General features: G+C 65.1%; 20 protein-coding genes. 9 read left to right on the top strand and 11 right to left on the bottom strand.

The window, feature by feature from the left end:
- Positions 1 to 49 precede the first annotated feature (49 nt).
- The 3 genes from gyrB to dnaA all read right to left on the bottom strand — a co-directional run bounded on the left by gyrB (position 50) and on the right by dnaA (position 5,164).
- Positions 50 to 2,497, bottom strand: coding sequence for a DNA topoisomerase (ATP-hydrolyzing) subunit B (gene gyrB / locus HV798_RS08370; RefSeq protein ID WP_175192296.1), 2,448 nt, complete (start codon positions 2,495 to 2,497; stop codon positions 50 to 52).
- Between the two features lie 94 nt (positions 2,498 to 2,591).
- On the bottom strand, positions 2,592 to 3,701 hold the full coding sequence (gene dnaN, locus HV798_RS08365) for a DNA polymerase III subunit beta (protein WP_025140409.1): 1,110 nt from the start codon (positions 3,699 to 3,701) through the stop codon (positions 2,592 to 2,594).
- Positions 3,702 to 3,703: 2 nt separating this feature from the next.
- Entirely contained in the window at positions 3,704 to 5,164 is a 1,461-nt protein-coding gene (dnaA, locus tag HV798_RS08360) for a chromosomal replication initiator protein DnaA (RefSeq protein ID WP_025140408.1), read from the bottom strand.
- 403 nt (positions 5,165 to 5,567) lie between these two features.
- Here dnaA and rpmH point away from each other — a divergent pair, with 403 nt between their 5' ends.
- The 5 genes from rpmH (at position 5,568) to HV798_RS08335 (ending at position 9,966) form a co-directional block, all read left to right on the top strand.
- Positions 5,568 to 5,702: a 50S ribosomal protein L34 gene (gene rpmH / locus HV798_RS08355; RefSeq protein ID WP_006228069.1), complete on the top strand. Its 135-nt coding sequence runs from the start codon at positions 5,568 to 5,570 to the stop codon at positions 5,700 to 5,702.
- 115 nt (positions 5,703 to 5,817) lie between these two features.
- Positions 5,818 to 6,189 (top strand): ribonuclease P protein component, encoded by a 372-nt coding sequence (locus tag HV798_RS08350; protein ID WP_175192297.1) that lies wholly within the window; start codon positions 5,818 to 5,820, stop codon positions 6,187 to 6,189.
- Positions 6,186 to 6,509 (top strand): membrane protein insertion efficiency factor YidD, encoded by a 324-nt coding sequence (gene yidD, locus HV798_RS08345; RefSeq protein ID WP_425486130.1) that lies wholly within the window; start codon positions 6,186 to 6,188, stop codon positions 6,507 to 6,509. Before HV798_RS08350 ends, yidD begins: the two co-directional genes overlap by 4 nt.
- 48 nt (positions 6,510 to 6,557) lie before the next feature.
- Positions 6,558 to 8,246, top strand: a complete 1,689-nt coding sequence (yidC, locus tag HV798_RS08340) for a membrane protein insertase YidC (RefSeq protein WP_175192298.1) — start codon at positions 6,558 to 6,560, stop codon at positions 8,244 to 8,246.
- Positions 8,247 to 8,517: 271 nt separating this feature from the next.
- The gene (locus HV798_RS08335) at positions 8,518 to 9,966 is read left to right on the top strand and encodes a catalase (RefSeq protein WP_175192299.1); all 1,449 of its coding nucleotides are present in this window, start codon (positions 8,518 to 8,520) and stop codon (positions 9,964 to 9,966) included.
- 263 nt (positions 9,967 to 10,229) lie between these two features.
- Here the strand turns inward: HV798_RS08335 and HV798_RS08330 are convergent, their stop codons facing one another.
- Positions 10,230 to 11,156, bottom strand: coding sequence for a PLP-dependent cysteine synthase family protein (locus HV798_RS08330; protein WP_175192300.1), 927 nt, complete (start codon positions 11,154 to 11,156; stop codon positions 10,230 to 10,232).
- Positions 11,157 to 11,354: 198 nt separating this feature from the next.
- Here HV798_RS08330 and HV798_RS08325 point away from each other — a divergent pair, with 198 nt between their 5' ends.
- The 3 genes from HV798_RS08325 to HV798_RS08315 all read left to right on the top strand — a co-directional run bounded on the left by HV798_RS08325 (position 11,355) and on the right by HV798_RS08315 (position 15,630).
- Positions 11,355 to 11,909, top strand: a complete 555-nt coding sequence (locus HV798_RS08325) for a sigma-70 family RNA polymerase sigma factor (RefSeq protein ID WP_175192301.1) — start codon at positions 11,355 to 11,357, stop codon at positions 11,907 to 11,909.
- A 4-nt stretch (positions 11,910 to 11,913) separates the two neighbouring features.
- Entirely contained in the window at positions 11,914 to 12,945 is a 1,032-nt protein-coding gene (locus tag HV798_RS08320; RefSeq protein WP_246288624.1) for a FecR domain-containing protein, read from the top strand.
- A gap of 201 nt (positions 12,946 to 13,146) precedes the next feature.
- Positions 13,147 to 15,630: a TonB-dependent siderophore receptor gene (locus tag HV798_RS08315; protein WP_175192302.1), complete on the top strand. Its 2,484-nt coding sequence runs from the start codon at positions 13,147 to 13,149 to the stop codon at positions 15,628 to 15,630.
- A gap of 291 nt (positions 15,631 to 15,921) precedes the next feature.
- Here HV798_RS08315 and HV798_RS08310 read toward each other — a convergent pair whose 3' ends face one another.
- The 7 genes from HV798_RS08310 to HV798_RS08280 form a co-directional block, all read right to left on the bottom strand.
- On the bottom strand, positions 15,922 to 16,830 hold the full coding sequence (locus tag HV798_RS08310) for a TauD/TfdA dioxygenase family protein (protein ID WP_175192303.1): 909 nt from the start codon (positions 16,828 to 16,830) through the stop codon (positions 15,922 to 15,924).
- Between the two features lie 253 nt (positions 16,831 to 17,083).
- Positions 17,084 to 18,286, bottom strand: a complete 1,203-nt coding sequence (locus HV798_RS08305) for a M20 aminoacylase family protein (protein ID WP_175192304.1) — start codon at positions 18,284 to 18,286, stop codon at positions 17,084 to 17,086.
- A gap of 119 nt (positions 18,287 to 18,405) precedes the next feature.
- Positions 18,406 to 19,425, bottom strand: coding sequence for an ABC transporter ATP-binding protein (locus HV798_RS08300; RefSeq protein WP_175192305.1), 1,020 nt, complete (start codon positions 19,423 to 19,425; stop codon positions 18,406 to 18,408).
- Positions 19,422 to 20,432 (bottom strand): ABC transporter ATP-binding protein, encoded by a 1,011-nt coding sequence (locus HV798_RS08295; protein ID WP_025140396.1) that lies wholly within the window; start codon positions 20,430 to 20,432, stop codon positions 19,422 to 19,424. The genes HV798_RS08300 and HV798_RS08295 overlap by 4 nt, the downstream gene beginning before the upstream one ends.
- 11 nt (positions 20,433 to 20,443) lie before the next feature.
- The gene (locus HV798_RS08290; protein WP_025140395.1) at positions 20,444 to 21,364 is read right to left on the bottom strand and encodes an ABC transporter permease; all 921 of its coding nucleotides are present in this window, start codon (positions 21,362 to 21,364) and stop codon (positions 20,444 to 20,446) included.
- Entirely contained in the window at positions 21,361 to 22,335 is a 975-nt protein-coding gene (locus tag HV798_RS08285; protein WP_175192306.1) for an ABC transporter permease, read from the bottom strand. Before HV798_RS08285 ends, HV798_RS08290 begins: the two co-directional genes overlap by 4 nt.
- Before the next feature lie 22 nt (positions 22,336 to 22,357).
- Positions 22,358 to 23,944: an ABC transporter substrate-binding protein gene (locus HV798_RS08280; RefSeq protein WP_175192307.1), complete on the bottom strand. Its 1,587-nt coding sequence runs from the start codon at positions 23,942 to 23,944 to the stop codon at positions 22,358 to 22,360.
- A 115-nt stretch (positions 23,945 to 24,059) separates the two neighbouring features.
- On the opposite strand from HV798_RS08280, the gene mnmE reads away from it, so the two are divergent.
- Positions 24,060 to 25,412: a tRNA uridine-5-carboxymethylaminomethyl(34) synthesis GTPase MnmE gene (gene mnmE, locus HV798_RS08275; RefSeq protein ID WP_175192308.1), complete on the top strand. Its 1,353-nt coding sequence runs from the start codon at positions 24,060 to 24,062 to the stop codon at positions 25,410 to 25,412.
- Positions 25,413 to 25,503 lie beyond the last annotated feature (91 nt).

The following is a 25,503-nucleotide window of genomic DNA, read 5'->3' as shown; positions in this document are numbered from 1 at the left end:
CATCCCGCCGCCCGGGCGGGCAGCACGATGTTTGCCTGACCGCAAGCGATCAAACGTCGATGTTGCCCGCCGACAGCGCGTGCGCTTCGATGAAGTTGCGGCGCGGTTCGACGTCGTCGCCCATCAGCGTGGTGAATACCTCGTCCGCCGCGATGGCGTCTTCGATCTGCACGCGCAGCAGGCGGCGCACCTTCGGGTCCATCGTGGTTTCCCACAGCTGTTCCGGGTTCATTTCGCCCAGACCCTTGTAGCGCTGCTTGGAGATGCTGCGGTCGGCTTCGCTGCGCAGCCACTGCATGGCTTCGCGGAAGTCGGACACGGCCTGTTCCTTGCGCTTGTCGCCTTCGCCACGAGCGGCCAGCGAGCGCGGGCCCACCTTGCCCGAGAAGCTCTTGGCGGCCTTGGACAGGATGGCGTAGTCGCTGCCGTTGACGAAGTCGGCGTCGATGATGCTGACGCGCACGTTGCCGTGGTGCATGCGTTGCACCGACAGGCGGTGGCGTTCGGTGGCTTCGTCGAATTCGGGCACGACGTCCACGCCATTGCCGCTGACCGGGTCACGCATGGCATCGGCCAGGCGCTTGGCCGAATCGGCGGCGGCTTCGGCCGAGTCCAGGTTGATCTCGACGCCTTCGGCCATGGCCGACAGCGCGGCCACGTCGAACACGCGCGCCAGGCGGGCCATCACGCCGTCAGCGGCCACGTACTGGCGGGCCAGGTCGCTGAGTTCTTCACCGCGGATGATGTTGCCGCCCGAGATGATCTCGGCGTCTTTCAGGGCCAGCTGCAGCATGAACTGCGCTTCTTCCTGGGCATCCTTCAGGTAGCGTTCTTCGCGGCCAACCTTGACCTTGTACAGCGGCGGCTGGGCGATGTAGACGTAGCCGCGTTGCACCAGCTCGGGCATCTGGCGGTACAGCAGCGTCAGGAGCAGGGTGCGGATGTGCGCACCGTCGACGTCCGCGTCGGTCATGATGATCAGGCGGTGGTAGCGCAGCTTGTCGACGTTGAAGTCGGGGCCGATGCTGGTGCCCAGCGCGGTGATCAGGGTGGCGATCTGTTCGCTGGCGATCAGGCGGTCAAAGCGCGCCTTTTCCACGTTCAGCACCTTGCCGCGCAGCGGCAGGATGGCCTGGAACTTGCGGTCGCGGCCTTGCTTGGCCGAGCCACCTGCCGAGTCACCCTCGACGATGTACAGCTCGCACAGCGCCGGGTCTTTTTCCTGGCAGTCAGCCAGCTTGCCGGGCAGGCCGGCGCCTTCCAGCACGCTCTTGCGACGCGTCATTTCGCGCGCCTTGCGGGCGGCTTCGCGGGCACGGGCGGCTTCGACGATCTTGTTGCACAGGGCCTTGGCGTCGTTCGGGTGTTCGAGCAGCCAGGTTTCCAGCGTGCGGGCCACGGCTTCTTCGACGGCCGGACGCACTTCGCTGGACACCAGCTTGTCCTTGGTCTGGCTGCTGAACTTGGGCTCGGGCACCTTCACCGACAGCACGCAGGCCAGGCCTTCGCGCATGTCGTCGCCGGACGTCTCGACCTTGGCCTTCTTGGCCAGCTCGTTGTCGGTGATGTACTTGTTGATGATGCGGGTCATCGCCGCGCGCAGGCCGGTCAGGTGCGAGCCGCCGTCGCGCTGCGGGATGTTGTTGGTGAAGCACAGCACGCTTTCGCTGTAGCTGTCGTTCCACTGCATCGCCACTTCCACGCCCACCGACACGCCGCCCGCGGCGGACTCGGTGCTGACCGAGAACACGTTCGGATGCAGCACGGTCTTGGCGCGGTTGATGTATTCGACAAAGCCCTTCACGCCGCCCGAGAAGGCGAAGTTCTCTTCCTTGCCCTGGCGCTGGTCGATCAGGCGGATCTTGACGCCGTTGTTCAGGAACGAGAGCTCGCGCAGGCGCTTGGAGAGAATCTCGTAGTGGTATTCGATGTTGTTGAAGATGATCGGGTCGGCCAGGAAGCGCACTTCGGTGCCGCGCTTGTCGGTCGTGCCGGTCACGGCCAGGGGCGCGACGCGCTCACCCTGGCGGAATTCCATCTGGTGCACTTCGCCGTTGCGGCGGATGGTCAGGCGCAGCCATTCGGACAGGGCGTTCACGCAAGACACGCCCACGCCGTGCAGGCCGCCGGACACCTTGTACGAGTTCTGGTCGAACTTGCCGCCGGCATGCAGCTCGGTCATGACGATTTCCGCCGCGCTGCGGTGGAATTCATCGTCCTTGTGGATATCCGTGGGGATGCCGCGGCCGTTGTCGGTGACCGAGATGGAGTTGTCGGTGTGGATCGTTACGACGATGTCGTCGCAATAGCCGGCCAGTGCTTCGTCAATGGCGTTGTCGACGACTTCGAACACCATGTGGTGCAAGCCGGTGCCGTCGGACGTGTCCCCGATGTACATGCCGGGGCGCTTGCGCACGGCCTCCAGCCCCTTGAGCATCTTGATCGAGTCGGCGCCGTAGCCGCCGTTCTCGGGAGTGGTGTTCTGCTGATCTGACATGTCTGTATCGATAACGCTTTAAAGAACGGCCTGGCGGCCGGACCGCCGACGAGCCATCAGGCCCGTGGCGGCACAAACCCACATGAGCGCGGACTTAGATCCGCATGGGCATGACGACGTATTTGAACTGGTCGTCTTCGGGCAGGGTGATGAGCGCCGACGCGTTGGCATCGGGCATGACCGACCACTGGATGTTGTCCACTTTGACGTTGGCCAGCACGTCGAGCAGGTAGCCGACGTTGAAGCCCACGTCCAGCGGCTCGTGGCCGTAGTCGATGTCGATTTCTTCCTGCGCCTCTTCCTGCTCGGCGTTCGAGGACGAGATCTTCATCTGGTTCTGCGCCAGCTGCAGGCGCACGCCCTTGAACTTGTCGGTGGTGAGAATGGCGGCGCGCTGCAGGCTGCCCTGCAAGGCTTCGCGGCCCACCAGGAAGTGGCGCGAGTAATTCGTGGGAATCACGCGCGTGAAATCGGGGAACTTGCCTTCGACCAGCTTGGACACCAGCTCGACGTCGCCGAAACGGAAACGGATCTGGCCCGGCGCCACGTCGATCGACACGACTTCGTCGGAGTCTTCGAGCAGGCGCTGCATTTCAAGCACGGTCTTGCGCGGCACGATCACTTCGTGGCGTTCGCTGATGCCGTCTGCTTCGGTGGAGCAGTGGGCCAGGCGGTGGCCGTCGGTGGCAACCGCGCGCACACGGCCCGGTTCAAACACCAGCAGCATGCCGTTCAGGTAGTAGCGGATGTCCTGTTGGGCCATGGCGAAGTGCACCATGTTGAACAGATGGCGCAGCGTGCGTTGCGGCATGGTCAGCGACACGTCCCACTGCTCGGGCTGAGCCACGGTGGGGAATTCGCTGGCGGCCAGCGTCTGCAGGGCAAAGCGGCTCTTGGCCGATTGCACCGACAGCTTGTTGCTGGCCAGCGCCAGGCGCACGTCGCCCGTATCGGGCAGGGCCTTCAGGATGTCGAGCAGCTTGCGCGCCGCAACGGTGGTGGACTCGTTGTCGTGGCCCACGCCGAAGTCGGCATGCGTCGTGATCTGTACTTCGAGGTCGGTCGCAATGAAGGCAACCTTGTTGCCTTCCTTGCGCATCAGGATGTTCGCCAGGATGGGCAGGGTATGGCGTCTTTCGACGATGCCCGCCACGGTCGACAGCGGTTTCAGCAATGCATCGCGTGTGGTTTGTACGAGTTGCATGGTCATCCTTTTAGAGTTTGTTCCAACACGTGCAGGGTATGGTTGAGCTCCGCTTGCTTTGCGCGGGCGTCGGAAATCTTGCGTACGGCGTGCAGGACGGTGGTGTGATCACGACCACCGAACAGGTCGCCGATTTCCGGCAGGCTTTTCTGGGTCAGCTCCTTCGCCAGGTACATAGCGACCTGGCGCGGCAACGCGATATTGGCCGGCCGGCGTTTCGAATACATGTCGGCCACTTTGATCTTGTAGAAATCCGCCACCGTCTTCTGGATGTTTTCCACGGTGATCTGCCCGTTGGACACGGACAGCAGATCCTTCAGGGCTTCCTTGCAGACGTCTACCGTCAGCACGTCGCGGCCATGGAAGCGGGCGTAGGCCAGCACCTTGCGCAACGCGCCTTCAAGTTCGCGCACATTGCTGCGCAGGTGCTTGGCGATGAAGAACGCCACTTCCTCGGGCATGGGCACGCCTTCGGACTCGGCCTTGCGCAGCAGGATCGCCACGCGCATCTCGAGTTCGGGCGGCTCGATCGCGACCGTCAGGCCGGAATCGAAGCGCGAGATCAGGCGGCTGTCGATGCCCGACAGTTCCTTCGGGTACGTATCGCTGGTGATGATGATCTGCTTGCGCTGCGCGACCATCGCCTCGAACGCGTAGAAGAATTCTTCCTGCGTGCGGTTCTTGCCGGAGAAGAACTGGATATCGTCGATCAGCAGCAGGTCCAGCGAGTGGTAGTAGCGCTTGAAATCGTCGAACGCCTTGCGCTGATACGCCTTGACCACGTCGGACACGTATTGGTCGGCGTGCACGTAGCGCACGCGCACCCCGGTGCCGGCCGCCACCATGGCGTTGCCGATGGCGTGGATCAAGTGGGTCTTGCCCAGGCCCACGCCGCCATACAGGAACAGCGGGTTGTAGGACGTACCCGGGTTCTCGGCCACCTGCAGCGCGGCAGCGCGCGCCAGCTGGTTGGCCTTACCCGTCACGAAGTTCTCGAACGTCAGGTCGGTGTTCAGGCGCGAGCGCTCGTACACGATGTTCGCGGCATCCGCGTTGACGGCAGCCGCGCCCGCACTGGGTGCGGGGGCTGCCGGCGCGGCGGGCTGCGCGGCCATGCCGGGCGGCGGCGCACCGCCTGACGGCGTGGCACCGGACAGTGGCGTATGCGCGGGCTGCTGGGCGCGCACGGGCGCGACAGGCATGCGCGGCGTCGCGCCCTGCGAGGGCAACTCGAACAAAACCTGTACCGGACGCTCGAACCACTCCGCGGCCAACGCTTCGATCTGGTGGGAGAAGTTCTTGCGCACCCAGTCCAGCTTGAACCGGTTGGGGGCGGCAACGCGCAGCACCGCCTGCGTCTCGTCATACGCAAGCGGGACCAGCGGTCGTATCCACGCGCTGATTTGTTGGGGGGGGAGTTCCTGCTCAAGACGACTGACGCAGGTCTGCCAGAATTCTTTCATGTCGCTCTTATTCAAACCTCGATTCTACCTTGCCTGGGCATGGGTTATCCACAGGGTAGGGCATAAGCTTGCACATGCCGCCAGCTTAACTGTTTGACAAGACAGGGAAAACTTGCTGAAATGGTGGGCTTTTCCGAATTCTGTCTGTCAGAAGGTTTCGCAGAAGGCCCAGTATCAACGTGAGCGCTACACTAGCGTTCGCCTGGAATCCTGGCCTTGCTGAATAGGTCGCCCGGGGAATCCCCGGCCCCCAAGCCCCGTCTACAAGTCTGATTTTGCTGGCGTTTTTGCACCTTGGTGCCATGACGCGGCGCAATCGCTTACTAGATACCCGCTTTGGATCCGCGACCAGGAACCCTCCGGGCAGGTCCCTTCTGACTTTTGTTCTTTTTGTGGATCGTCCATGAAACGTACCTACCAACCTTCCGTTACCCGCCGCAAGCGCACCCATGGCTTTCGCGTGCGCATGAAAACCCGCGCTGGCCGCGCCATCCTGAGCGCCCGCCGCGCCAAGGGCCGCAAGCGTCTGGCCGTCTAAGTCCCGCGTTTCCGGTCTTTTGCCGGAAGCCTGACTTTTTTTGCACGGACCGGCCATATTGCAAGACCTCTCGCAATCCCGTCCCGGTTCCGCGCAAAAGCCTGACCCGCAGTCCATGCCGCGCTCCACGCTTCCCCCGGAGGCGCGGCTGCATCGCCCCTCCGAGTTCGCCGCCGCCCTCAAAGGCCGGCGTCTTGCCCGAGGGGCGTTTTTCGTTGTGAGCGCCGCTCCCAACGATCTGCCTCCCGGCCAGGACGCCTGTGCCCGCCTGGGCCTGGTGATCGCCAAGCGGTTCGCCGCCCACGCCACCACACGCAACGCCTTGAAGCGGGTCATCCGCGAGGCGTTCCGTCATCGGCGCCTGGCGCTTCCGGCAAAAGACTACGTCGTGCGGCTGCACTGCAAGGTGGCGCCCGCCTCGCTCACCGCGCTTAAACGCGCGGCCAGAGCCGAAGCGGACGCTCACTTCGAGCGGATCGCACGATGAACGGCCCATCCCCCCGGCAGGCAAGCCGTCCGCGACGCGGGCGTTCCGTGGGGGCCGCAATACTCATTGCCCCGATCCGGTTCTACAGGTTCTTCCTGAGCCCCTGGATCGGCCGGCAGTGCCGCTTTACCCCGACCTGCTCGGCGTACGCGATCGAGGCGATCGAACGCCACGGTCCCTGGCGCGGCTTCTGGCTGATGGTCCGGCGCATCGGCCGTTGCCATCCCTGGTCGCCCGGCGGCTGGGACCCGGTTCCGCCGGCCAAGGGAACCAACGGCGACGCTTGCTGCTCCCATGGCCACCGCACCGAGCACGATTGACGCTAAACTGGCGGGCTTTGCTGGCCCGTATTCACTTCAGTAGGCACCATGGATATCCGACGAACCGTCCTCTGGATGATTTTTTCCTTCTCGCTGTTGCTCCTTTGGAACAACTGGCAGATCCATAACGGCAAGCCGTCGTTGTTCGGGGGCCCCACGCCCGCGGCCAGCACGAACGCCAACGGCACGCCGGCCGCCGCGAACAACGCGACGCCTTCGGTGCCCAATGCGCCCACGGCCGCCAGCGCGCCTGCGCCCTCGGCCGTGCCGGGCGCCGCCACGCCGGCCCCGACGCGCTCGGAAGAAGTCGTCATCACCACCGACGTGCTGCGCCTGACGTTCGACACGCTGGGCGCCCAGCTGGTGCGGGCCGAACTGCTGAAGTACCCGGCCACCGGCCAACCTGACAAGCCCACCGTGCTGCTCGATCGCGCCGCCGGCCTGAACTACGTCGCCCAGACCGGCGTGGTCGGTGCAGGCAACGGCCAGAGCTTCCCGACGCACCAGACGCCTTTCCGCGTCGTCTCGACCGATCGCCAGCTGACCGGCGACAACCTGGACGTGACGTTCGAAGCCGAATCCGGCGGCGTCAAGGTCACCAAGACCTTCACGCTGCATCGCGGCCGCTACGACATCGACGTGCGCCACGACCTGGCCAACGTCGGCTCCGCCCCCGTGACGCCCGCGCTGTACCTGCAGCTCGAGCGCGACGGCAACGACCCGGCCGATACCTCCAGCTTCTATCACACGTTCACCGGCATGGCCGTCTACTCGGAACAGGACAAGTTCCAGAAGATGACCTTCGCCGACATCGAAAAGAAGAAGGCCAACTACATCAAGCAGACGGACAACGGCTGGATCGCCGTGGTCCAGCACTACTTCGCCACCGCCTGGGTGCCGCCGCAAGGCAAGCCGCGCAGCAACGAAGTGCTGGAAGTGCAGAAGAACCTGTACGCCGCCCGCACCATCGAAGCTGTTGGCGAGATCGCCCCGGGCGCCGCTGCCCGCGTCGATTCGCACCTGTGGGTCGGCCCGCAAGACCAGAAGGCCATGGCGGCGCTCGCCCCCGGCCTGGAACTGGTGGTCGACTACGGCTGGCTGACCATCATCGCCAAGCCGCTGTTCACGCTGATGACCTGGCTGCATTCCATCCTGGGCAACTGGGGCTGGACCATCGTCGCCCTGACCGTGCTGATCAAGGCCCTGTTCTACCCCCTGGCCGCCGCCAGCTACCGCTCGATGGCCCGCATGAAGCAGGTCGCCCCGCGCCTGCAGGCCCTGAAGGAAAAGTACGGCGACGACAAGCAGAAGCTCAATGCGGCCATGATGGAGATGTACCGCACCGAAAAGATCAACCCGCTGGGCGGCTGCTTGCCGATGGTGGTGCAGATCCCGGTGTTCATCTCGCTGTACTGGGTGCTGCTGGCCAGCGTGGAAATGCGCGGCGCGCCCTGGATCCTGTGGGTCCACGACCTGTCGATCCGCGACCCGTTCTTCATTCTGCCCGCCATCATGATGGCCACCATGTTCCTGCAGATCAAACTGAACCCGACGCCCCCGGACCCCGTCCAGGCCAAGGTCATGATGATCATGCCGCTGGTGTTCGGCGGGATGATGTTCTTCTTCCCGGCCGGCCTGGTGCTCTACTGGTGCGTCAACAACACCCTGTCGATCGCCCAGCAGTGGTCGATCACCCGCGCCATGCAGCGCAAGGCAGAAGCCGCGGCCAGCCGCTGATCGCTTCGCGCCACGAAAAACCGGCCTCCTGGGGCCGGTTTTTTTTCGCCTGCGTTCCGGGATGGTTGGGCGGCGATGGGTGTCATGTCGCACCATCGATAGTTATTTTTAATCAAATTTACTAGTTCAATCAACTTCACAGTGGAAACATAGACCCCTATGATGTGTCGGAGATATTCCCCGGCCGGCTATGTCCGGGGCGGTATCCATCACGTTGCGCGGCCCGGCCCAGGCGCCGCGCATTCCAGGAATTACGTAGGGAGTGTGTGCCATGACCGACAAGAAGCAGCATCTGACCACCGCCTCTGGCGCCCCGGTGGCCGACAACAACAACACGCTGACCGCGGGCCCTCGCGGTCCCGCGCTGTTGCAGGACTTCTGGCTGATTGAAAAGCTCGCCCATTTCGACCGTGAACGCATCCCCGAACGCGTGGTGCACGCCAAGGGTTCGGGCGCCTATGGCACCTTGACCATCACCCACGACATCTCGCGCTACACCCGCGCCAGCATCTTCTCCAAGGTCGGCAAGCAGACCCCGCTGTTCCTGCGCTTTTCGACCGTGGCCGGCGAACGCGGCGCGGCCGATGCCGAACGCGACGTGCGCGGCTTCGCCATCAAGTTCTACACCGACGAAGGCAACTGGGACCTGGTGGGCAACAACACGCCGGTGTTCTTCATCCGCGACCCGCTCAAGTTCCCCGACTTCATCCACACCCAGAAGCGCGACCCCAAGACCAACCTGCGCAGCGCCACCGCCGCCTGGGACTTCTGGTCGCTCAGCCCCGAATCGCTGCACCAGGTCACCATCCTGATGAGTGACCGCGGCATTCCCGCCAACCTGCGCCAGCAGCATGGCTTCGGTTCGCATACCTTCAGCTTCGTCAATGCCAACAACGAACGCTTCTACGTGAAGTTCCACTTCAAGTCGCAGCAGGGCATTGCCTGTCTGAGCGACGATGAAGCGGCACAAGTGGTCGCTCACGACCGCGAAAGCTCGCAGCGTGACCTGTTCAACAACATCGAACAGGGCAACTTCCCGAAGTGGTCGCTGAAGGTGCAGATCATGCCCGAGGCCGAAGCCGAGACCTACCACATCAACCCGTTCGATCTCACCAAGGTGTGGCCGCACGGCGACTACCCGCTGATCGACGTGGGCGTGCTGGAACTGAACAAGAACCCCGAGAACTACTTCGCCGAAGTCGAGCAGGCCGCCTTCACGCCGGCCAACGTGGTGCCGGGCATCGACTTCTCGCCGGACAAGATGCTGCAGGGCCGCCTGTTCTCGTATGGCGACACGCACCGCTACCGCCTGGGCATCAACCACCACCAGATTCCGGTGAACGCGCCGCGCTGCCCGTTCCACAGCTACCACCGCGATGGCGCATCGCGCGTGGACGGCAATGCCGGCGGCACGCTGAACTACGAGCCCAACAGCGCCGGTGAATGGAAGGAAACCCCGTCGGCCGGCGAACCGCCGCTGGCGCTGGACGGCCAGGCCGCGGCCCGCTGGAACCACCGCGTGGACGACGACTACTACTCGCAGCCGGGCGCCTTGTTCCGCCTGATGACGCCGGCACAGCAAGAGCTGCTGTTCGGCAACATCGGCCGCCACATGGCGGACGTGCCCGAGGAAATCCAGCGCCGCCAGCTGGAACACTTCCGCAAGGCCGACCCGGCCTATGCCGCGGGCGTGGCCAAGGCGCTGGGCCTGAAGCTGTAACGCACCAGCACGGATGCCGCGCGGTATTGACCGCGTGGACCTGGCGGGCGGCCTGCGGGCCGCCCGTTTTCATTGCTGCCGTGCCGTTTGGCGCCGAAAGACTCCGAAAAACCCTTCCAGCGACTTATCCCCAGAGGGTGGGGTGGAAAGTTATTCTTTTTTATCCACAAGCCTTTCACAGGCAATCCACAGGACTTTCACAGGGATATCCACAGCTTCGCCCGCTTTTGACCCGATTTTGCATCGGGACGGGTGTCCCGGGCCTAATACTTCAAGCCGGTGTCGCACAACACGGTAGCCACCGTCGCATCCGGCCGCAGCCGTCCGGACTGCAACAGCTTCGCCGCCGCGCACACGTTGGCCGCGGCCGAAAACCCCACGTACAGCCCCTCGCGCACGGCCAGCGGGCGGCGCCAGTCCTCGGCCTCGTCGTCGGTCACCGCCAGGCTAAGGTCCATCAGGGTGGCGTCCCAGTGGGGCGGCACGGCGCCGTAGCTGGTGCCCTGGATCACGTGGCGGGCCTTCAGGACGGGCGCCCCCGCCAGCACTTCGCAGCCCTGCGGCTCGACTGCCGCGCAGACCGTCGCCGGATTGGCCGCCTTCAATGCGCGCGCCACGCCCATGAACGTGCAACCCGTGCCTACGGCTGCGACCCAGCCATCCGGCGCACTACCCAATTGATCCAGGATTTCCCGGCCCGTGCCCGCTTCGTGCGCCGCAATGCATTCGACGGCGTTGAACTGGTCGACATAGAAGCCGCCGCGTTCGGCCGCGATGCGAGCCGCGACATCAGCGGCGGCCTGCACGTCGGCGCCGGTGACCTGCCCGGAGGCGCCATCCACTTGCGCCACCAGCACCACCTCGGCGCCCAGGCCTTCCAGCATGCGGGCGCGGGCAGGGCTGTTGCCGGCGGACATCGTCACCACCAGCGGATGCCCCAGCGCGGCGCAGGCCACGGCCAGGCCCGCCCCCATGTTGCCGCTGGTCATCTCCACCACCGGCATCCCGGGCTGCAGCCGGCCGTCCGCCCTGGCGGCCAGCAGGATCGCGCGGGCAGCGCGGTCTTTGACGCTGCCGCCGGGCTGCAGGAATTCCGCCTTGGCGACGATGCGCCCGGGGCCGTCGTGGATACGGCCCAATGTCACCAGCGGGGTATTGCCGATCAGGTCGATGGAAGAGGTTGCAAGCATGTCGGTCCAGGAAAGCCCGCTGCAGCAGCCCGGCGGGAATGCCGGACGGCGGGGGAGCAGGCGTCCCGTCATTGTAGGGAGGCGAGGTCGACGCCATTGACAGCGGTTGGCGCCGGTATCAATAATGATTACTATTCATTACTCATCGCCTGCTGCCCGTCCGGGCCCAGGGCGCAGCCACCGCCATCGAGCCGGACCGTGAACCCGCAGGGATATCCCTCAACGCCTTCCATCGAAACCCTGTACCAGGACCACCACGGCTGGCTGCGTGGATGGTTGCAACGGCGCCTGGGCAACGCCGCCGACGCGGCCGACCTGGCCCACGATTCCTTCCTGCGCCTGATCCTCAAGCCGGCGCCGCGCGGCTTCGGCAGCCCCGGCGAGGCCCGGGCCTACCTGCGCGCCATGGCGCAGGGCATGTGCATCAACCTGTGGCATCGGCGCGAAATCGAACAAGCCTGGCTCGACACGCTGGCCGCCAGCCCCGAAGCCTGCGCCCCGTCAGCCGAGCGGCAGGCCATCGTGCTGGAAGCCTTGCAGGAAATTGGCGCCTTGCTGCGGGATCTGCCGCCCAAGGCGGCACAGGCATTCCTGATGGCTGCGGTGTGCGACGTGCCCACCTGCGACGTCGCTTCGGAGCTCGGCATTTCGCCCCGCATGGTCCGCAAGTATGTTGCCCAGGTGATGCTGCGCTGCATGCTGACCGAGGCCAGCGCCACCGCTGCCGCCCTGCAAGACCCGTCCTTCGCCTGACGGCATGGCCACCTTGCCCATCGGCGGCTCCCGCCCCCTTGCATCCGCCAGCCCGCCGCATGACGTCATGGAGCAGGCCGCCGAATGGTATGCGCTGCTGATCTCCACGGACGCCGTGCCCGCCGACCGCCAGCGCTGGCATGTCTGGCTGGACGCCCATCCCAGCCACCGCCAGGCCTGGACCTATGTGGAACAGGTCAGCCAACGCATCCTGGCGCCGCTGCGCGACACGCCCGACCCGCGCCTGACCACCGACACCCTGCACGCGGCCGCCCAACGCGTCATGCGGCGCCGCCGCGCCCTGGCGCGCATGGCCACGCTGGCAGGAGTGGGGCTGTTCGGCTGGCTGGGCTGGCGGCAAACGCCGCTGGGCGGACTGGCCGCCGCGTGGCGCGCCGACTATCGCGCAGCCACCGGCGAGATCCGCAGCGCCACGCTGTCCGACGGCACCCGCGTATGGCTCAACACGGCCAGCGCCTTCAACCAGGCTTATCAGCCCGACCTGCGCCGGCTGCAGCTGGTGCAAGGCGAGATCCTGATCGAAACCGGGCCAGATCACTCTCGGCCGTTAGTGGTCGATACCGCCCAAGGGCGCTTGCGCGCGCTGGGCACCCGCTTCACGGTGCGCCAGGAGCAGGGCGCCACCTTGCTGGCGGTGTATCAGGGGGCGGTGGAAATCCGGCCATCCGCCGCCGCGTCGTCGGTCATCATCACAGCCGGCCAGCAGACCCGCTACACCGCCACCACGGTGGCGCCTGCCACTGCCGCCGACCCGGCACGCGAAGCCTGGAGCCGCGGCGACCTGGTGGCCGCGGACCTGTCGCTGCAAGAGGTCGTGGACGAGCTGGGCCGCTACACCCTGGGCCATATCGGCGTGGCACCGGAAATCGCACAGCGGCGCGTCTTCGGCACCTTCCCGCTGCGCGATGTGGACAGCGCCCTGGCCATGCTGGCGCAAGCGGCCCAGGCGCAGATACGACGCCCTTTGCCCTGGTGGACGACGCTGGCCGCCGATGAGCGTGGCCGGCCGCATTGAGACGGGCGGCCAAGGACGCAGCAGGCCCGATCGAAACCCGCTTTACAAATTTTCTGCCATCAATCGGGGCCGCCAGGTTCCGTTTTCGGCTGCTCGATTGATTCAGGAGGTGAAAGCACATGGCATCGATGGCCGACGGCCGGCGGCCCGTCGATGGACATGCGCTGACGACACCCGAACCTCCCGCAAGGATTGAACGCCATGTCCCCCCGCTTGTTCCATTCCCGCTTCGCCGTTGCCGGCGTGCGCCGCGCGCGCCAACCACGAAGCGGACAGCCCGCCGTGCTGGCCCTGCATATCGCCGTCGCCGCCGCCCTGGCCGGCAGCGCCGCTGCGGTACACGCCCAGGCCGCTTCCGGCCGCACTGCGCCAGCCCCTGCAGCCCGCAGCTACGACATCCCGGCAGGCCCGCTGCAACCCGCCCTGATTCGATTCTCGGCCGAGGCGGGCATCTATCTCGCCGGATCCACCGACCTGGCCAGCGGCAAGCACAGCCCCGGCCTGAAAGGCCGCTTCGGCGCCCAGGAAGGCCTCACCGCGCTGCTGGCCGGCACCGGCCTGCAAGCGGTGGCCAACGAACAGGGGCAGTACGTGCTGAAAGAAGCGCCTGCGGCCGGTGTTGCCACGTTGCCGGCCATCGCCGTCACCGGCGCCGAGATCGATCCCGTCGTCCAGCGGCTCAATCCGCAGACCAGCGTCGCCTCGAAGATCCCGCTGGCACAGCGTGAAATCCCGCAGACCGTCAGCGTGGTCACGCAACAGCAGATCCAGGAACAGAACTTGCAATCGCTGGACGAGGCCATGAAACGCACCCCGGGCGTGATGGTGCTGCAAAGCGACGCCGACCGCGTTCAATACTATGCGCGCGGCTTCCCGATCAGCTCGATGGTCGTGGATGGCTTGCCGGTCGTGATGAATTCCGACATGTCTTCCACCGCCGGCACCAACGCGCCCAGCCTGGCCATGTACGACCGCGTGGAAGTACTGGATGGCCCGGCGGGCCTGTACGGCGGCTTCGGCAGCGTCGGCGGCGTCATCAGCCTGGTGCGCAAACGCGCGCCGTCGGAATTCTCGACGCAGTTGAGCACCACGGTGGGCACCCGCGACAACTTCGCCGGCCAGGCTGATATCGGCGGCCCGCTGAACGACGCCGGCACGCTGCGCGGACGCTTCGTCGCATCCGCCCAGCGCAAGGATCTGGAGCCCGATTCGACATGGCGCAAGGACCAGTCGTACTACGGCACCCTGGAAGCCGACCTGGCGCCGGGCACGTTGCTGCGCACCGGCGTGAGCTACAGCCAACGCGATTCCAATGTCGGCTGGGCCGACAAGGTGCCGCTCTACGGCGACCTGACGCTGGCGGGTGGCCGGTCGGACTTCTTCGGCGCGCCCTGGAACCACGACCGCTACGCCAACACCAATGTGTTCGCCAGCCTGGAGCACAAGCTGGCCCAGGACTGGAAGGTCACGCTTGCCGGCAGCTTCGACCACAACACGGCGCGGGTGTTGTCAGGCGAAACCTTCGGCAGCGTCGACAAGGCCACCAACGAAGCCACCTTCGGCACCACCAACACCGACTACTACGAAAACAATCAAAGCTACGACTTGAACCTGACCGGCAAATACGTGCTGCTGGGCCGCCAGCACGACCTGGTGATCGGCGCGAACTACAGCCGCATGTACAACTACGGCACCAGCTATTACGGCACCGACGACCTGTTCAATTTCCAGACGGTCAACATCAAGGATTATTCCTACGCCAAACCCACCTGGAGCGGCCTGCCCGAACACACCTCGAAAGGCGCCGTCGAACAAAGCCAGTACGGCATCTACGGCAACACGCGCTACCACCTGACCGACGCATTGACCGCCATCGTCGGCGCCCGCGTGTCGTGGTGGGATACCCGCTACAAGCAGGACGCGACCTACAACCCGTTCAACAACCAGTCCAGCAGCGACACCTACAAGAAGAAGGTCACGCCATATGCCGGCCTGATCGCCGACATCGACGACGCGCATTCGGTCTATGCCAGCTATTCCACCATCTTCCAGCCGCAGGCCTTGCGCACGCCTTCGGGCGAACTGCTCAAGCCGATGGAAGGCGAGCAATATGAAGTGGGGGTGAAGGGCAGCTACCTGGACGGCAGGCTGCAGACGTCGGCCGCGCTGTACCAGGTCACGCAGACCAACCGCGCGCTGCCCACCGACGATACGTCGCAGTACTTCGAGGCGGCGGGCAAGGCCCGTTCACGCGGGTTGGACTTGCGCGCATCGGGTCAGATCACGCCCGGCTGGACCGTGACGGCCGGCTACACCTACAACGACAGCAAGCTGCTGGACGAGGCCAGCCTGGATACCAGCGCGTCCGCGTTCTCTCAGATCGCGCCGCGCCATCTGTTCAGGGTCTGGAGCAACTATCGCTTGCCGGGCGATCTGAGCCGTTGGGAGGTCGGCGGCGGCATCAATGCCACCAGCAAGCTGTACGGCGGCACCAATGACGCCAAGATCACGCAGGGCGGCTTCTACACGGCCGATGCGCGGCTGGCCTACAAGATCGACGAACACATGACCGTGGCACTCAATGCCACCAACCTGTTCGACCGGCGCTACATCACGCCGATGACCCAGGGTGCGCTGTTCGGCGAAGGGCGCCGGGTGGCGCTGACGCTACGCGCCAATTTCTGAGCGTCGCCAGGCGTTTGTGCGCCAGCATTGTCCCGGGCCGGCAGGTTATCCCCAGCCCCGGCCCGGGCAGTCGGATTACTTCGTCACCGATGCGGCGCTGTGCGGTTGCGATGCAACCGCCTGGCCGGCTTGCGCCGCGACGGACGGCGTAGGCGAAGCCAGTGCAACGAGGCCTAGCGCCAATGCCAGGCCCGCACCGGTCGCGGCGCGAACCAGGCGTTCACGTAGTTCAGAGGAAAGACGCATGGCGGTCCTTGTGGATAAGTACGGGGGGCGGTGAATGAACCGGCGTCAGACCGGCACATCGCCTTCAATCGTGGTGCGGTACAGCTTGCGCCGCAGGTGATCGGGCGTGCCGCCGGCCAGGTGGATCAGCGAACGGTTGTCCCAGAACACCAGGTCATGCGGCTGCCAGCGATGGCGGTACAGATGTTCCGGCCGGATGCTGTGGGCAAACAATTCGTCCAGCAACTGGCGGCTTTCGTCTTCCGGCAGGCCTTCGATGCGCGTCGTGAATCCTTCGCTGACGAACAGCGCACGGCGTCCGTTCTCCGGATGCGTACGCACCACCGGATGCACCACTTCCTGCACCTGCGCCACTTGCTGCGCGCTCAGGTTGGGGCGCCAATTGCCTTCCTTCTGCAGCTGGCCGTACTTGGCCAGGTAGGAATGCACCGCGCGCTTGCCTTCAATGGCGCTGCGCAGCGCCGCGGGCAGGGTGTCGTAGGCCAGGTGCATGTTGGCGAACAGCGTGTCGCCGCCTTCGGCGGGCAGCTCCTGCGCATGCAGCAGCGACCCCAGGCTGGGCAGTTCCTTGTACGAGATGTCCGAATGCCAGTACTTGCCGGCATCGCCCAGACCGACAGGCTTGCCGTCTTCGACGATGTTGGACACGATCAGAATTTCAGGGTGTCCGGCCAGATGGAACTGGTGCAGCACGTGAATCATCAGGCGGCCAAAGCGGCGGCTGAAATCGATATGCTGCTGCGGCGTGATGCGCTGGTCGCGAAACACCAGCAGATGGTGATCCAGGTGCGCCTGGTGCACCCGCGAGAAGTCGGCCGATGTCAGCTCGCGCGACAGGTCCAGGCCGATGATCTCCGCGCCCACCGGGCCGGCCAAAGGCCGCAGCTCGAACGTCCGCGGTTGGGGGATGGCGGCGCCAGCCTCCACACGCCGCACGGCATTGCTCTGGGACATCGATCGCTCCGGTTCGCGTGGCGGCAATGCCGCCTGCGCTGGCTCTGCGACCCGCCCACGGGCGGATCAGGAATGATCGATTATGGAAAGCGTGCCTTGTATCTCAAACGAAGATATCGGCGTTTGAACAAAGCTTCCCGTCATATAGAAAAGCCGCCCGGGGGAGGCCGGGCGGCTTCATGCGCTGCACGCATAAGCTAATAGCGCTCATGGCTGAAGGGCGGTGCAAATCCGCCGCAAGGATGCAAACGAATCACTTCTGCGCGGGCAGGAAGGCCTCGACCAACTTGACCCAATACGTCGCGCCCACCGGCAGCAAGGCATCGTTGAAATCGTAGTTGGGGTTGTGCAGCTGGCACGGCCCCATGCCGTGATAGCTCTCCATGCGATGGTCGCCGTCGCCGTTGCCCAGGAACAGGTACGTACCCGGCAACGCTTCCAGGAAGAAGGAAAAATCTTCCGCCCCCATGAACGGCGGCATCTCGCGCACCACGTTCTCGGCGCCAAAGGCGTCTTCGGCCACCTGCGCGGCAAACGCGGTTTCTTTTTCCCAGTTCACCAGCGGCGGATAGGCACGCACGAAATCCAGCGTGCCGGTGCCGCCGTACACCTGCGGCAGCGTCGTGGCGATACGCCGCATGTCGGCTTCGATCTTGTCCAGCACCGCCACCGAATAGGTGCGCACGGTGCCACGCAGCACGGCTTCGCCGGGAATGACGTTGTAGGCATCGCCCGCGTGAATCTGCGTGATCGACAGCACGGCCTGCTCCAGCGGGTCTTTGCTGCGCGAGATGACGGTCTGCAGCGCATGCACCATGTCGGCGGCCACGATGATCGGATCGACCGACGCGTGCGGCTGCGCGGCATGGCCGCCCACCCCCTTGATGACGATGTCCCAGCGATTGCTGGACGCCATGGTGGGGCCGGTACGGAAACCGAACTGGTTCACCGGCATGCCCGGCATGTTGTGGATGCCGAACACGGCATCGCACGGAAATCTGTCGAACAGGCCGTCCTGCATCATTGCCCGCGCGCCGGCATTGCCGCCTTCTTCGGCGGGCTGGAAGATGAACACCACCGTGCCGTCGAAATTGCGATGCTTGGACAGATACTGGGCTGCGCCCAGCAGCATCGTGGTGTGGCCATCGTGGCCACAGCCATGCATGCGGCCGCTGATGGTCGACTTGTGCGCGAAGCGATTGTGCTCGGGCATGGGCAGCGCATCCATGTCGGCGCGCAGGCCCACCGTCTTGCCGCCGTTGCCGCCGCGCAATACGCCGACCACGCCGGTTTTCCCCAGGCCGGTGTGCACTTCCAGCCCCCATTCGCGCAGGCGCTCGGCCACCAGGTTCGACGTACGCGTTTCCTGGAAGGCCAGTTCGGGGTGGGCGTGGATATCGCGGCGCAGGGCGGTCAGATCGCCGTGGGCGCGTTCGATTTCGGCTAGGGTTTTCATGGCTGTGGATAAGCGGTCGGTAGAGGTTCGGATCGAAAAGGCAACGTCTGCATAAACGGACTATCGCAGGAATTCTCGCGCTGGCCACCCGCCGCGTCCAGCCCTGTTACGGATGAGGGTCAGGCCGCATCGTTCAGATGGCAGGCGCTGAATTGCCCTGGCGCAATCTCGCGCAGCAGCGGCCGCTCGGTCTTGCAGCGCGCCATCGCCTGTGGACAACGCGGGTGAAACGCACAGCCGCTGGGCGGGTCCAGCGGCGACGGCAACTCGCCCTTGATGGGCTGGTAACTGCGACGCCCCGGCGTCAACGTGGGCAGCTCTTTCAGCAACGCCTGCGTGTACGGATGGTTGGCACGCTGGAACACCATGTCGGTGGGCGCCAGCTCGACCACGCGCCCCAGGTACATGATGGCCACGCGATCCGAAATATGGCTGACCACGCTCAGGTTGTGGCTGATGAACAGGTAGGTCAGGTCCAAGTCGTCGCGCAGTTGCTCGAACAGGTTCAGCACCTGCGCCTGGATGGACACATCCAGCGCAGCCACGGCCTCGTCGCAGACGATCACCGACGGCTTGAGCGCCAATGCCCGCGCGATGCCGATGCGCTGGCGCTGGCCACCCGAGAATTGATGCGGATAGCGCTGCGCAAAGCTTGGGTCCAACCCGACCTGGCGCATCAGGCCTGCCACGTACTCGGCCTTGTCGCGGGCCCGTATCAAACCATGCGCCACCGGCGCCTCGCCGATGATCTCGCGCACCCGCATGCGCGGATTGAGCGAGGCATACGGGTCCTGGAAGATCATCTGCACGCCCAGCTCGTAGGCGCGTCGTGCCGGCCCCGCCATGGCCTTCACGGCCTGGCCCTGGTAGTGCACTTCGCCGGAAGAGGGCGGCAAGATGCCGGACACGATGCGGCCCAGCGTCGACTTGCCGCAACCCGATTCGCCAACGATGCCGATGACTTCGCCCGGCTGCACGTTCAGGTCGACGCCGGCCACCGCGTGCACGACCTGCGTCTTCAGGCCCGCCCCCAACAGGTTGGCGATGCGGCCGGCCAGGTCCACGGGCTGCGTGAATCGCAATTCCACACCGCGCAGGGACAGGATGGGGGCGGCGGCGCCGCGTTCTGCTGCGCTCATTTGATGTCAGGGTCTCCGGCATGCCAGCAGCGCACCCATTGCGCCGGGCGGACTTCCACGGGTTGCGGCTCGACCAGACAGGCGTCGGTCGCGCGCGGACACCGCCCGCGAAACGCACAGCCTTGCGGCAGGTTGAGCAGCGACGGCGTCATGCCGGGAATCGGCACCAGCGGACGGCCACGCGATTCAGGCGTGGGAATCGACGCGATCAGGCCATGCGTATACGGGTGCATGGGGTGGCTGATCACGTCCTGCGTGCTGCCGGTTTCCACGACGCGGCCGGCATACATCACCGACACGCGGTCGGCCAGGCCCGCCACCACCGCCAGATCATGCGTGATCCAGATCAGGCCCGTGCCGGTCTCGCGGCACAGCTTCTGCACTTCGAACAGAATCTGCCCCTGGATGGTCACATCCAGCGCCGTGGTGGGCTCGTCGGCAATGATCAAGCGCGGCGAATTCAGCAGCGCGATCGCGATCGCCACGCGCTGGCGCATGCCGCCGGACAACTGGTGCGGATACGCACGCAGCCGTTCCTGCGGCGACGGAATGCCGACCATCGTCAGCGTCTGCAACGCCCGGTCGCGCGCTTGGTCGCGCGACACCTTATGATGCGCCTGCACCGCCTCGATCATCTGCGTATCGACGCGCAGCACCGGGTTCAGCGTCATCATCGGGTCCTGGAAGATCATGGCGATCTCCTGCCCGCGCAACTGGCGCCAGCGCGCGGGCGATGCGCCGCGCAGGTCTTCGCCATTCAAGCGCAATTCACCGTCGACGATGCGGCCCGGTTCGTCCAGCAGGCCCATCAACGAAAATCCCGTGATGCTCTTGCCCGACCCCGACTCGCCCACCAGCCCCAGAATCTCGCCTTCGGCCAAGGTCAGGTCGACGCCATCCACCGCCTTCACCACGCCGTTGCGCGTGAAGAAGTGCGTCTTCAGTCCGTGCACTTGCAGCACGGGGCCTGGCGTGGCCAGCGGCTTTTCCACAGCTTGGGTCTGCATCGCGTCCGCCCTCAATTCGCGTGGCGCGGGTTGAGCACATCGCGCAGGTGGTCACCCACCAGGTTGATGGCGATGATAGCCAGCGCCAGCGCAATGCCGGGAAAGAACGAAATCCAGTATTGGCCCGACAGCAGGTATTCGAAGCCGTTGTAGATCAGCATGCCCAACGACGGCTCGGTCACCGGCACGCCCACCCCCAGGAACGACAGCGTGGCTTCCAGCGCGATGGCGTGCGCCAGGTCGATCGTGGCGATCACGATGAGCGGCGGCATACAGTTGGGCAACACGTGGCGAAACAGCACCCGTCCCCACGAGAGCGACATGCAGCGCGCCGCCTCGACGTATTCCTTGCCGCGCTCGACCAGCGCCGCGCCGCGGGCCGCGCGGGCAAAATAAGCCCACTGCACCACGATCAGCGCGATGATCACCTTATCCACACCCTTGCCCAGAATCGCCAGCAGCATCAACGCCACCAGGATCGCAGGAAACGACAGCTGGATATCCACAATCCGCATCAGCAGCGCGTCGATGCGGCCGCCAAAGTACGCGGCGATCAGCCCCACCGTGGCGCCGATACCGAAGGCTGCCAGCACCGACACCGTTGCCACCATCAGGCTGGTGCGCATGCCATACAGAATGGCCGACAACAGATCGCGCGCCTGGCCATCCGTGCCCAGCCAATAGCGCATGGCGCCATCGCCGCTCTCGCTGCCGGGCTTGAGCTTGGAGTCCATGATGTCCAGCGACGCCAGGTCGTACGGATTCTGCGGCGCGATCCACGGCGCCAGCAGCGCTGCGCCGACGATCACCACCAGCATCACCAGACCCAGCGTGGCCAGCTTGCTGGCAAAGAAATCCGCCACGAAGCGGCGCCAGGGCGTCTGCTCCTTGGCCGCGGCGGGCGGCGCGCTTGCGGTCGCGGGCGTATTCATCGGCGGCTATCCAGGCGTACGCGGGGGTCCAGCACCGTATAGATGATGTCCACCACGAGGTTCAGCATGACAAGGAAAAACACGATCAACAGCAGATACGCCACTACCACCGGGCGGTCCAGGTTGATGATGGAGTCGATCAGCAGCTTGCCCATGCCCGGCCACGAAAAGACGGTCTCGGTCACCACGGCAAACGCCATCACCTGGCCGAATTCCAGGCCTGCCACCGTCACCACGGGAATCAGGATGTTCTTGAGCAGGTGCACGCCCAGCACGCGCTTTTCCGACAGCCCCTTGGCGCGCGCGAACTTGATGTAGTCCATCGGCAGCGCCTCGCGCGTGGCCGCCCGCGTCACGCGGATGATCATGGCGCACTTGGCAAATGCGATGGTGGCCGCCGGCAGCGCCAGGCTCAACCAGCCGTTCAGCGTCAGCACGCTCAGTTGCAATGACCCGATGCTGACCGTCTGCCCGCGACCGCCGGCCGGCACCCAGCCCAGCATCACGGCGAACACCATGATCAGCATCAGGCCGACCCAGAAGTTGGGCAAGGAAAAGCCCAGCACCGAACCCGTCATGATGGCGCGTGAGCCCGCCGCCTTGGGCTTGAGCCCGGCCAGGATGCCCAGCGGCACGCCAATCAGCACCGACAGCAGCATGGCCACACAGGCCAGCTCGACGGTGGCCGGCATGCGCTCGAGAATCAAGTGCATGGCCGGCTCGCCAGTCAGGAAGCTATTGCCGAAATCGCCGCGCACCGCCTGGCCCATGAAGATCAGGTACTGCCGCCAGAGCGGCAGGTCCAGGCCCAGCGATGCGCGTATCGCGGCGCGTTGCGCTTCGGTGGCCTCCGGACTGGCCAGCATCGATACCGGATCGCCCACCATGTAGATGCCGGCGAAGACCAACGCCGACATCACCAGCATGACGACGATGGTTTGCAGCAGCCTTCGTACGATTGTCGCTAGCACGGGAACCTGCCCAACGACCGCATTACTTCTTCAACGTCGCGAACTGCGCCAGCGTCACCTGGTCAGGACGGCCTTGGTAACGGATGTCGTTCTTCATCGCCCACACCGACAGTTCGAAGTGCACCGGCAGCATCGCGTAGTCGTCCATGGCGATATTGCTGGCCTGCGACAGCAGTTCGGCACGCTTGGCATCATCCATGGTGGACGAGGCTTCCTTCACCAGCTCGTCCATCTTGGGGTTCGAATAGCGGCTGCGGTTGGTGGTGCCCAGGCCCGCCTCGGGATTGCGCGTCACCAGCAACGACGTCAACGCATTGGACATCTCGCCGCTGGTCACCGACCAGCCCGCCAGATAGGCCGAGAACGCATAGCTGTCGCGGTTCTTGAAGAACACCGGCGGCGCCATCGCATCCACGCTGGTCTTCACGCCGATACGCGTCCACATCGACGCGATGGCCTGCGCCACCTTCGAATCGTTGACGTAGCGGCCCGACGGCGAGCCCAGCGTGATAGAGAAGCCGTTGGGATAACCCGCTTCCTTCAGCAGCGCTTTCGCCTTTTCGACGTCAGCCTTGGGCGCCTTGGAATGTTCCTTGCTGGATCCGAACATGGGGTAGGGCAGCAGGTTGCCGGCTGGCAATGCCACGCCCCCCATCACGCGTTCCACCAGCGCATCGCGGTTGATCGCCAGGGACAGCGCTTCACGCACGCGCTTGTCCTTCATCGGATTCTTTTCGGTGCCCTGGATGCCGGGCGAGGGCTCGGCGTATTGATCCAGCGCCACGTACACCACGCGCACCGACGGCGTCTCTTCGACGTACAGCTTCTTGTCGCCCTTCAGCTTGGGCAGGTCATCGGTGGGGGGATCCTCGATCATGTCGACGTCCCCGGCCAACAGGGCGGCCACGCGCGCCGCGGCATTGCTGATCGGGCGGTAGATCACCTTGTCCCAGGTCGGTTTCTTGCCCCAGTAATTGTCATTGCGCGCCAGCACGAATTCCGCGCCGCGCTTCCACGACACGAACTTGTACGGGCCGGTGCCCACCAGGCCATCGCCGCTGTTGAGTTCCGTCGTCGTCTTGCCTTCGGCTGCAGGGCCCGATGCGGCTTTCTTGGACATGATCGGCAATTGCGCCAGGTTCACGAGCAGGTTGGGCGCGACTTCTTTGGTGGTCACACGCAGCGTCATCGGATCCACGGCTTCCGTCTTGGCGACAGACCCCAGATACAGCGTGAATGGCGACGGGCTGTTCGGCACCTTGGGTACGCGGTCATACGTGAACACCACGTCTTCGGCGGTGAACGGCGTGCCATCCGAGAATTTCACCCCGGGGCGCAGCTTGAACGTCCACACCTTGCCGTCCACGGTCCAGGATTCGGCCAGCGCCGGCACGGGCTTGAGCTGGGCGTCGGTCGCGACCAGCGTATCGAAGATGGTCTGGGATATCTGCGTATTCGGCGTCAGGGCGTGGTACTGCGGATCCATCGACGACGGCTCAGTTTTCAGGGCAATCACCAGATCGCGCGCCAGCGCCGAACTGAAGGTGCCGAAAGCCAGCATTACCGCGGCCGAACCACAGGCCAACGCACGCGAAAACCGATATGCCATCGTGATCTCCCTGAGCTGTTTTGGGTTTTAAACCTCGGGGCCACCATAACCAGCAAACAAGCCGCCGCGCAACAGTTATATTCCCCTATTGTTCTCGCTTAGCCTTGTCCCTGATATGTCTGTCCACGCCCCCATCGCCGCCATTGCAACCGCCCCCGGAAGAGGCGGCATCGGCGTCGTGCGCGTTTCTGGTGCGGACCTGTCCGAATTGGTGCGCCGCCTGTTCCAGCGCGACCTCACGCCGCGCCACGCCCATTACCTGCCGTTCAAATCGCAGGACGGCGAACTCCTCGACGAAGGCATCGCGCTGTACTTTCGTGCGCCGCACTCGTATACCGGCGAAGACGTGCTGGAACTGCAGGGCCACGGCGGCCCGGCCGTGCTGCGCCGCGTGCTGGAAAGCTGCCTGGCCGCGGGCCGCGACCTGGGCGCGCGCCTGGCCGAGCCCGGTGAATTCACGCGCCGCGCGTTCCTCAATGACCGCATGGACCTGGCCCAGGCCGAAGCCGTTGCCGATCTGATCGAAGCCTCGTCGGTAGCGGCTGCCCGCGGCGCCATGGCCTCGCTGTCCGGCGAATTCTCGGCCCACGTCAACGATCTGTCCGACCGCATCATCCACCTGCGCATGCTGGTCGAGGCCACGCTGGATTTCCCAGAAGAAGAAATCGACTTCCTCGAGAAATACCAGGCCCGGCCCACCCTGGAAAAGCTGGCCGACGACCTGAACCGCCTGATCGCCCAGGCCCGTCAGGGCGTCATCCTGCGCGAAGGCCTGCACGTGGTGCTGGCCGGCCAGCCCAACGTGGGCAAGTCCAGCCTGCTCAACGCCCTGGCCGGCGACGATATTGCCATCGTCACGCCCATTGCCGGCACCACGCGCGACAAAGTGGTGCAACAGATCCATATCGACGGCGTGCCGCTGCACATCGTCGACACCGCCGGCCTGCGCGAGACCGACGACACCGTCGAAAGCATCGGCATCGCCCGCACCTGGCAGGAAATCGAACGCGCCGATGTCATCCTGCACCTGCAGGACGCCACCGCCCCCGGCGACGAACTCGACGCCCAGATCACCGCCCGCCTGCCGCCGCGCACACCGGTGCTGAAGGTGTTCAACAAGGTCGACCTGTTATCCACAGCCTTCGCGCCCGGCCCGGGCGAACTTGGCATCTCTGCCAAGCGCGGCGCCGGCCTGGACGCGCTGCGCGCCGAACTGCTGCAGATCGCCGGCTGGAACCCCGGCGCCGAATCGCCCTGGCTGGCCCGCGAACGTCACCTGCACGCCCTGCAAGACGCCGCGGAACACCTGGCCCTGGCCGCAGAACACGCGGAACAGGACGACCGGGTGCTGGACCTGTTCGCAGAAGAATTGCGGCTGGCGCATGACAGCCTGTCGAGCATCACCGGAAAATTCACCAGCGACGATCTGCTGGGGGAGATCTTTTCAAGCTTCTGCATTGGCAAATAGCGCAACAGAAAGCCGTATTTGCCGATTTTTCCTACAGTCGATGAGCCCCGCCGACACGCACAATGCGTGTTTCCGGCGTGATGCAGAGCAG

Source organism: Achromobacter deleyi (assembly GCF_902859705.1).
GTDB classification, from domain to species: domain Bacteria; phylum Pseudomonadota; class Gammaproteobacteria; order Burkholderiales; family Burkholderiaceae_B; genus Achromobacter; species Achromobacter deleyi.
Note: the sequence above shows the minus strand (reverse complement) of the source record. Positions and strands in the feature narration are given on the sequence as shown.

Coding starts and splice junctions, on each gene's coding strand:
- gyrB (WP_175192296.1), bottom strand. CDS start 2,497: ATGTCAGATCAGCAGAACACCACTCCCGAGAACGGCGGCTACGGCGCC.
- dnaN (WP_025140409.1), bottom strand. CDS start 3,701: ATGCAACTCGTACAAACCACACGCGATGCATTGCTGAAACCGCTGTCG.
- dnaA (WP_025140408.1), bottom strand. CDS start 5,164: ATGAAAGAATTCTGGCAGACCTGCGTCAGTCGTCTTGAGCAGGAACTC.
- rpmH (WP_006228069.1), top strand. CDS start 5,568: ATGAAACGTACCTACCAACCTTCCGTTACCCGCCGCAAGCGCACCCAT.
- HV798_RS08350 (WP_175192297.1), top strand. CDS start 5,818: ATGCCGCGCTCCACGCTTCCCCCGGAGGCGCGGCTGCATCGCCCCTCC.
- yidD (WP_425486130.1), top strand. CDS start 6,186: ATGAACGGCCCATCCCCCCGGCAGGCAAGCCGTCCGCGACGCGGGCGT.
- yidC (WP_175192298.1), top strand. CDS start 6,558: ATGGATATCCGACGAACCGTCCTCTGGATGATTTTTTCCTTCTCGCTG.
- HV798_RS08335 (WP_175192299.1), top strand. CDS start 8,518: ATGACCGACAAGAAGCAGCATCTGACCACCGCCTCTGGCGCCCCGGTG.
- HV798_RS08330 (WP_175192300.1), bottom strand. CDS start 11,156: ATGCTTGCAACCTCTTCCATCGACCTGATCGGCAATACCCCGCTGGTG.
- HV798_RS08320 (WP_246288624.1), top strand. CDS start 11,914: ATGGCCACCTTGCCCATCGGCGGCTCCCGCCCCCTTGCATCCGCCAGC.
- HV798_RS08315 (WP_175192302.1), top strand. CDS start 13,147: ATGTCCCCCCGCTTGTTCCATTCCCGCTTCGCCGTTGCCGGCGTGCGC.
- HV798_RS08310 (WP_175192303.1), bottom strand. CDS start 16,830: ATGTCCCAGAGCAATGCCGTGCGGCGTGTGGAGGCTGGCGCCGCCATC.
- HV798_RS08305 (WP_175192304.1), bottom strand. CDS start 18,286: ATGAAAACCCTAGCCGAAATCGAACGCGCCCACGGCGATCTGACCGCC.
- HV798_RS08300 (WP_175192305.1), bottom strand. CDS start 19,425: ATGAGCGCAGCAGAACGCGGCGCCGCCGCCCCCATCCTGTCCCTGCGC.
- HV798_RS08295 (WP_025140396.1), bottom strand. CDS start 20,432: ATGCAGACCCAAGCTGTGGAAAAGCCGCTGGCCACGCCAGGCCCCGTG.
- HV798_RS08290 (WP_025140395.1), bottom strand. CDS start 21,364: ATGAATACGCCCGCGACCGCAAGCGCGCCGCCCGCCGCGGCCAAGGAG.
- HV798_RS08280 (WP_175192307.1), bottom strand. CDS start 23,944: ATGGCATATCGGTTTTCGCGTGCGTTGGCCTGTGGTTCGGCCGCGGTA.
- mnmE (WP_175192308.1), top strand. CDS start 24,060: ATGTCTGTCCACGCCCCCATCGCCGCCATTGCAACCGCCCCCGGAAGA.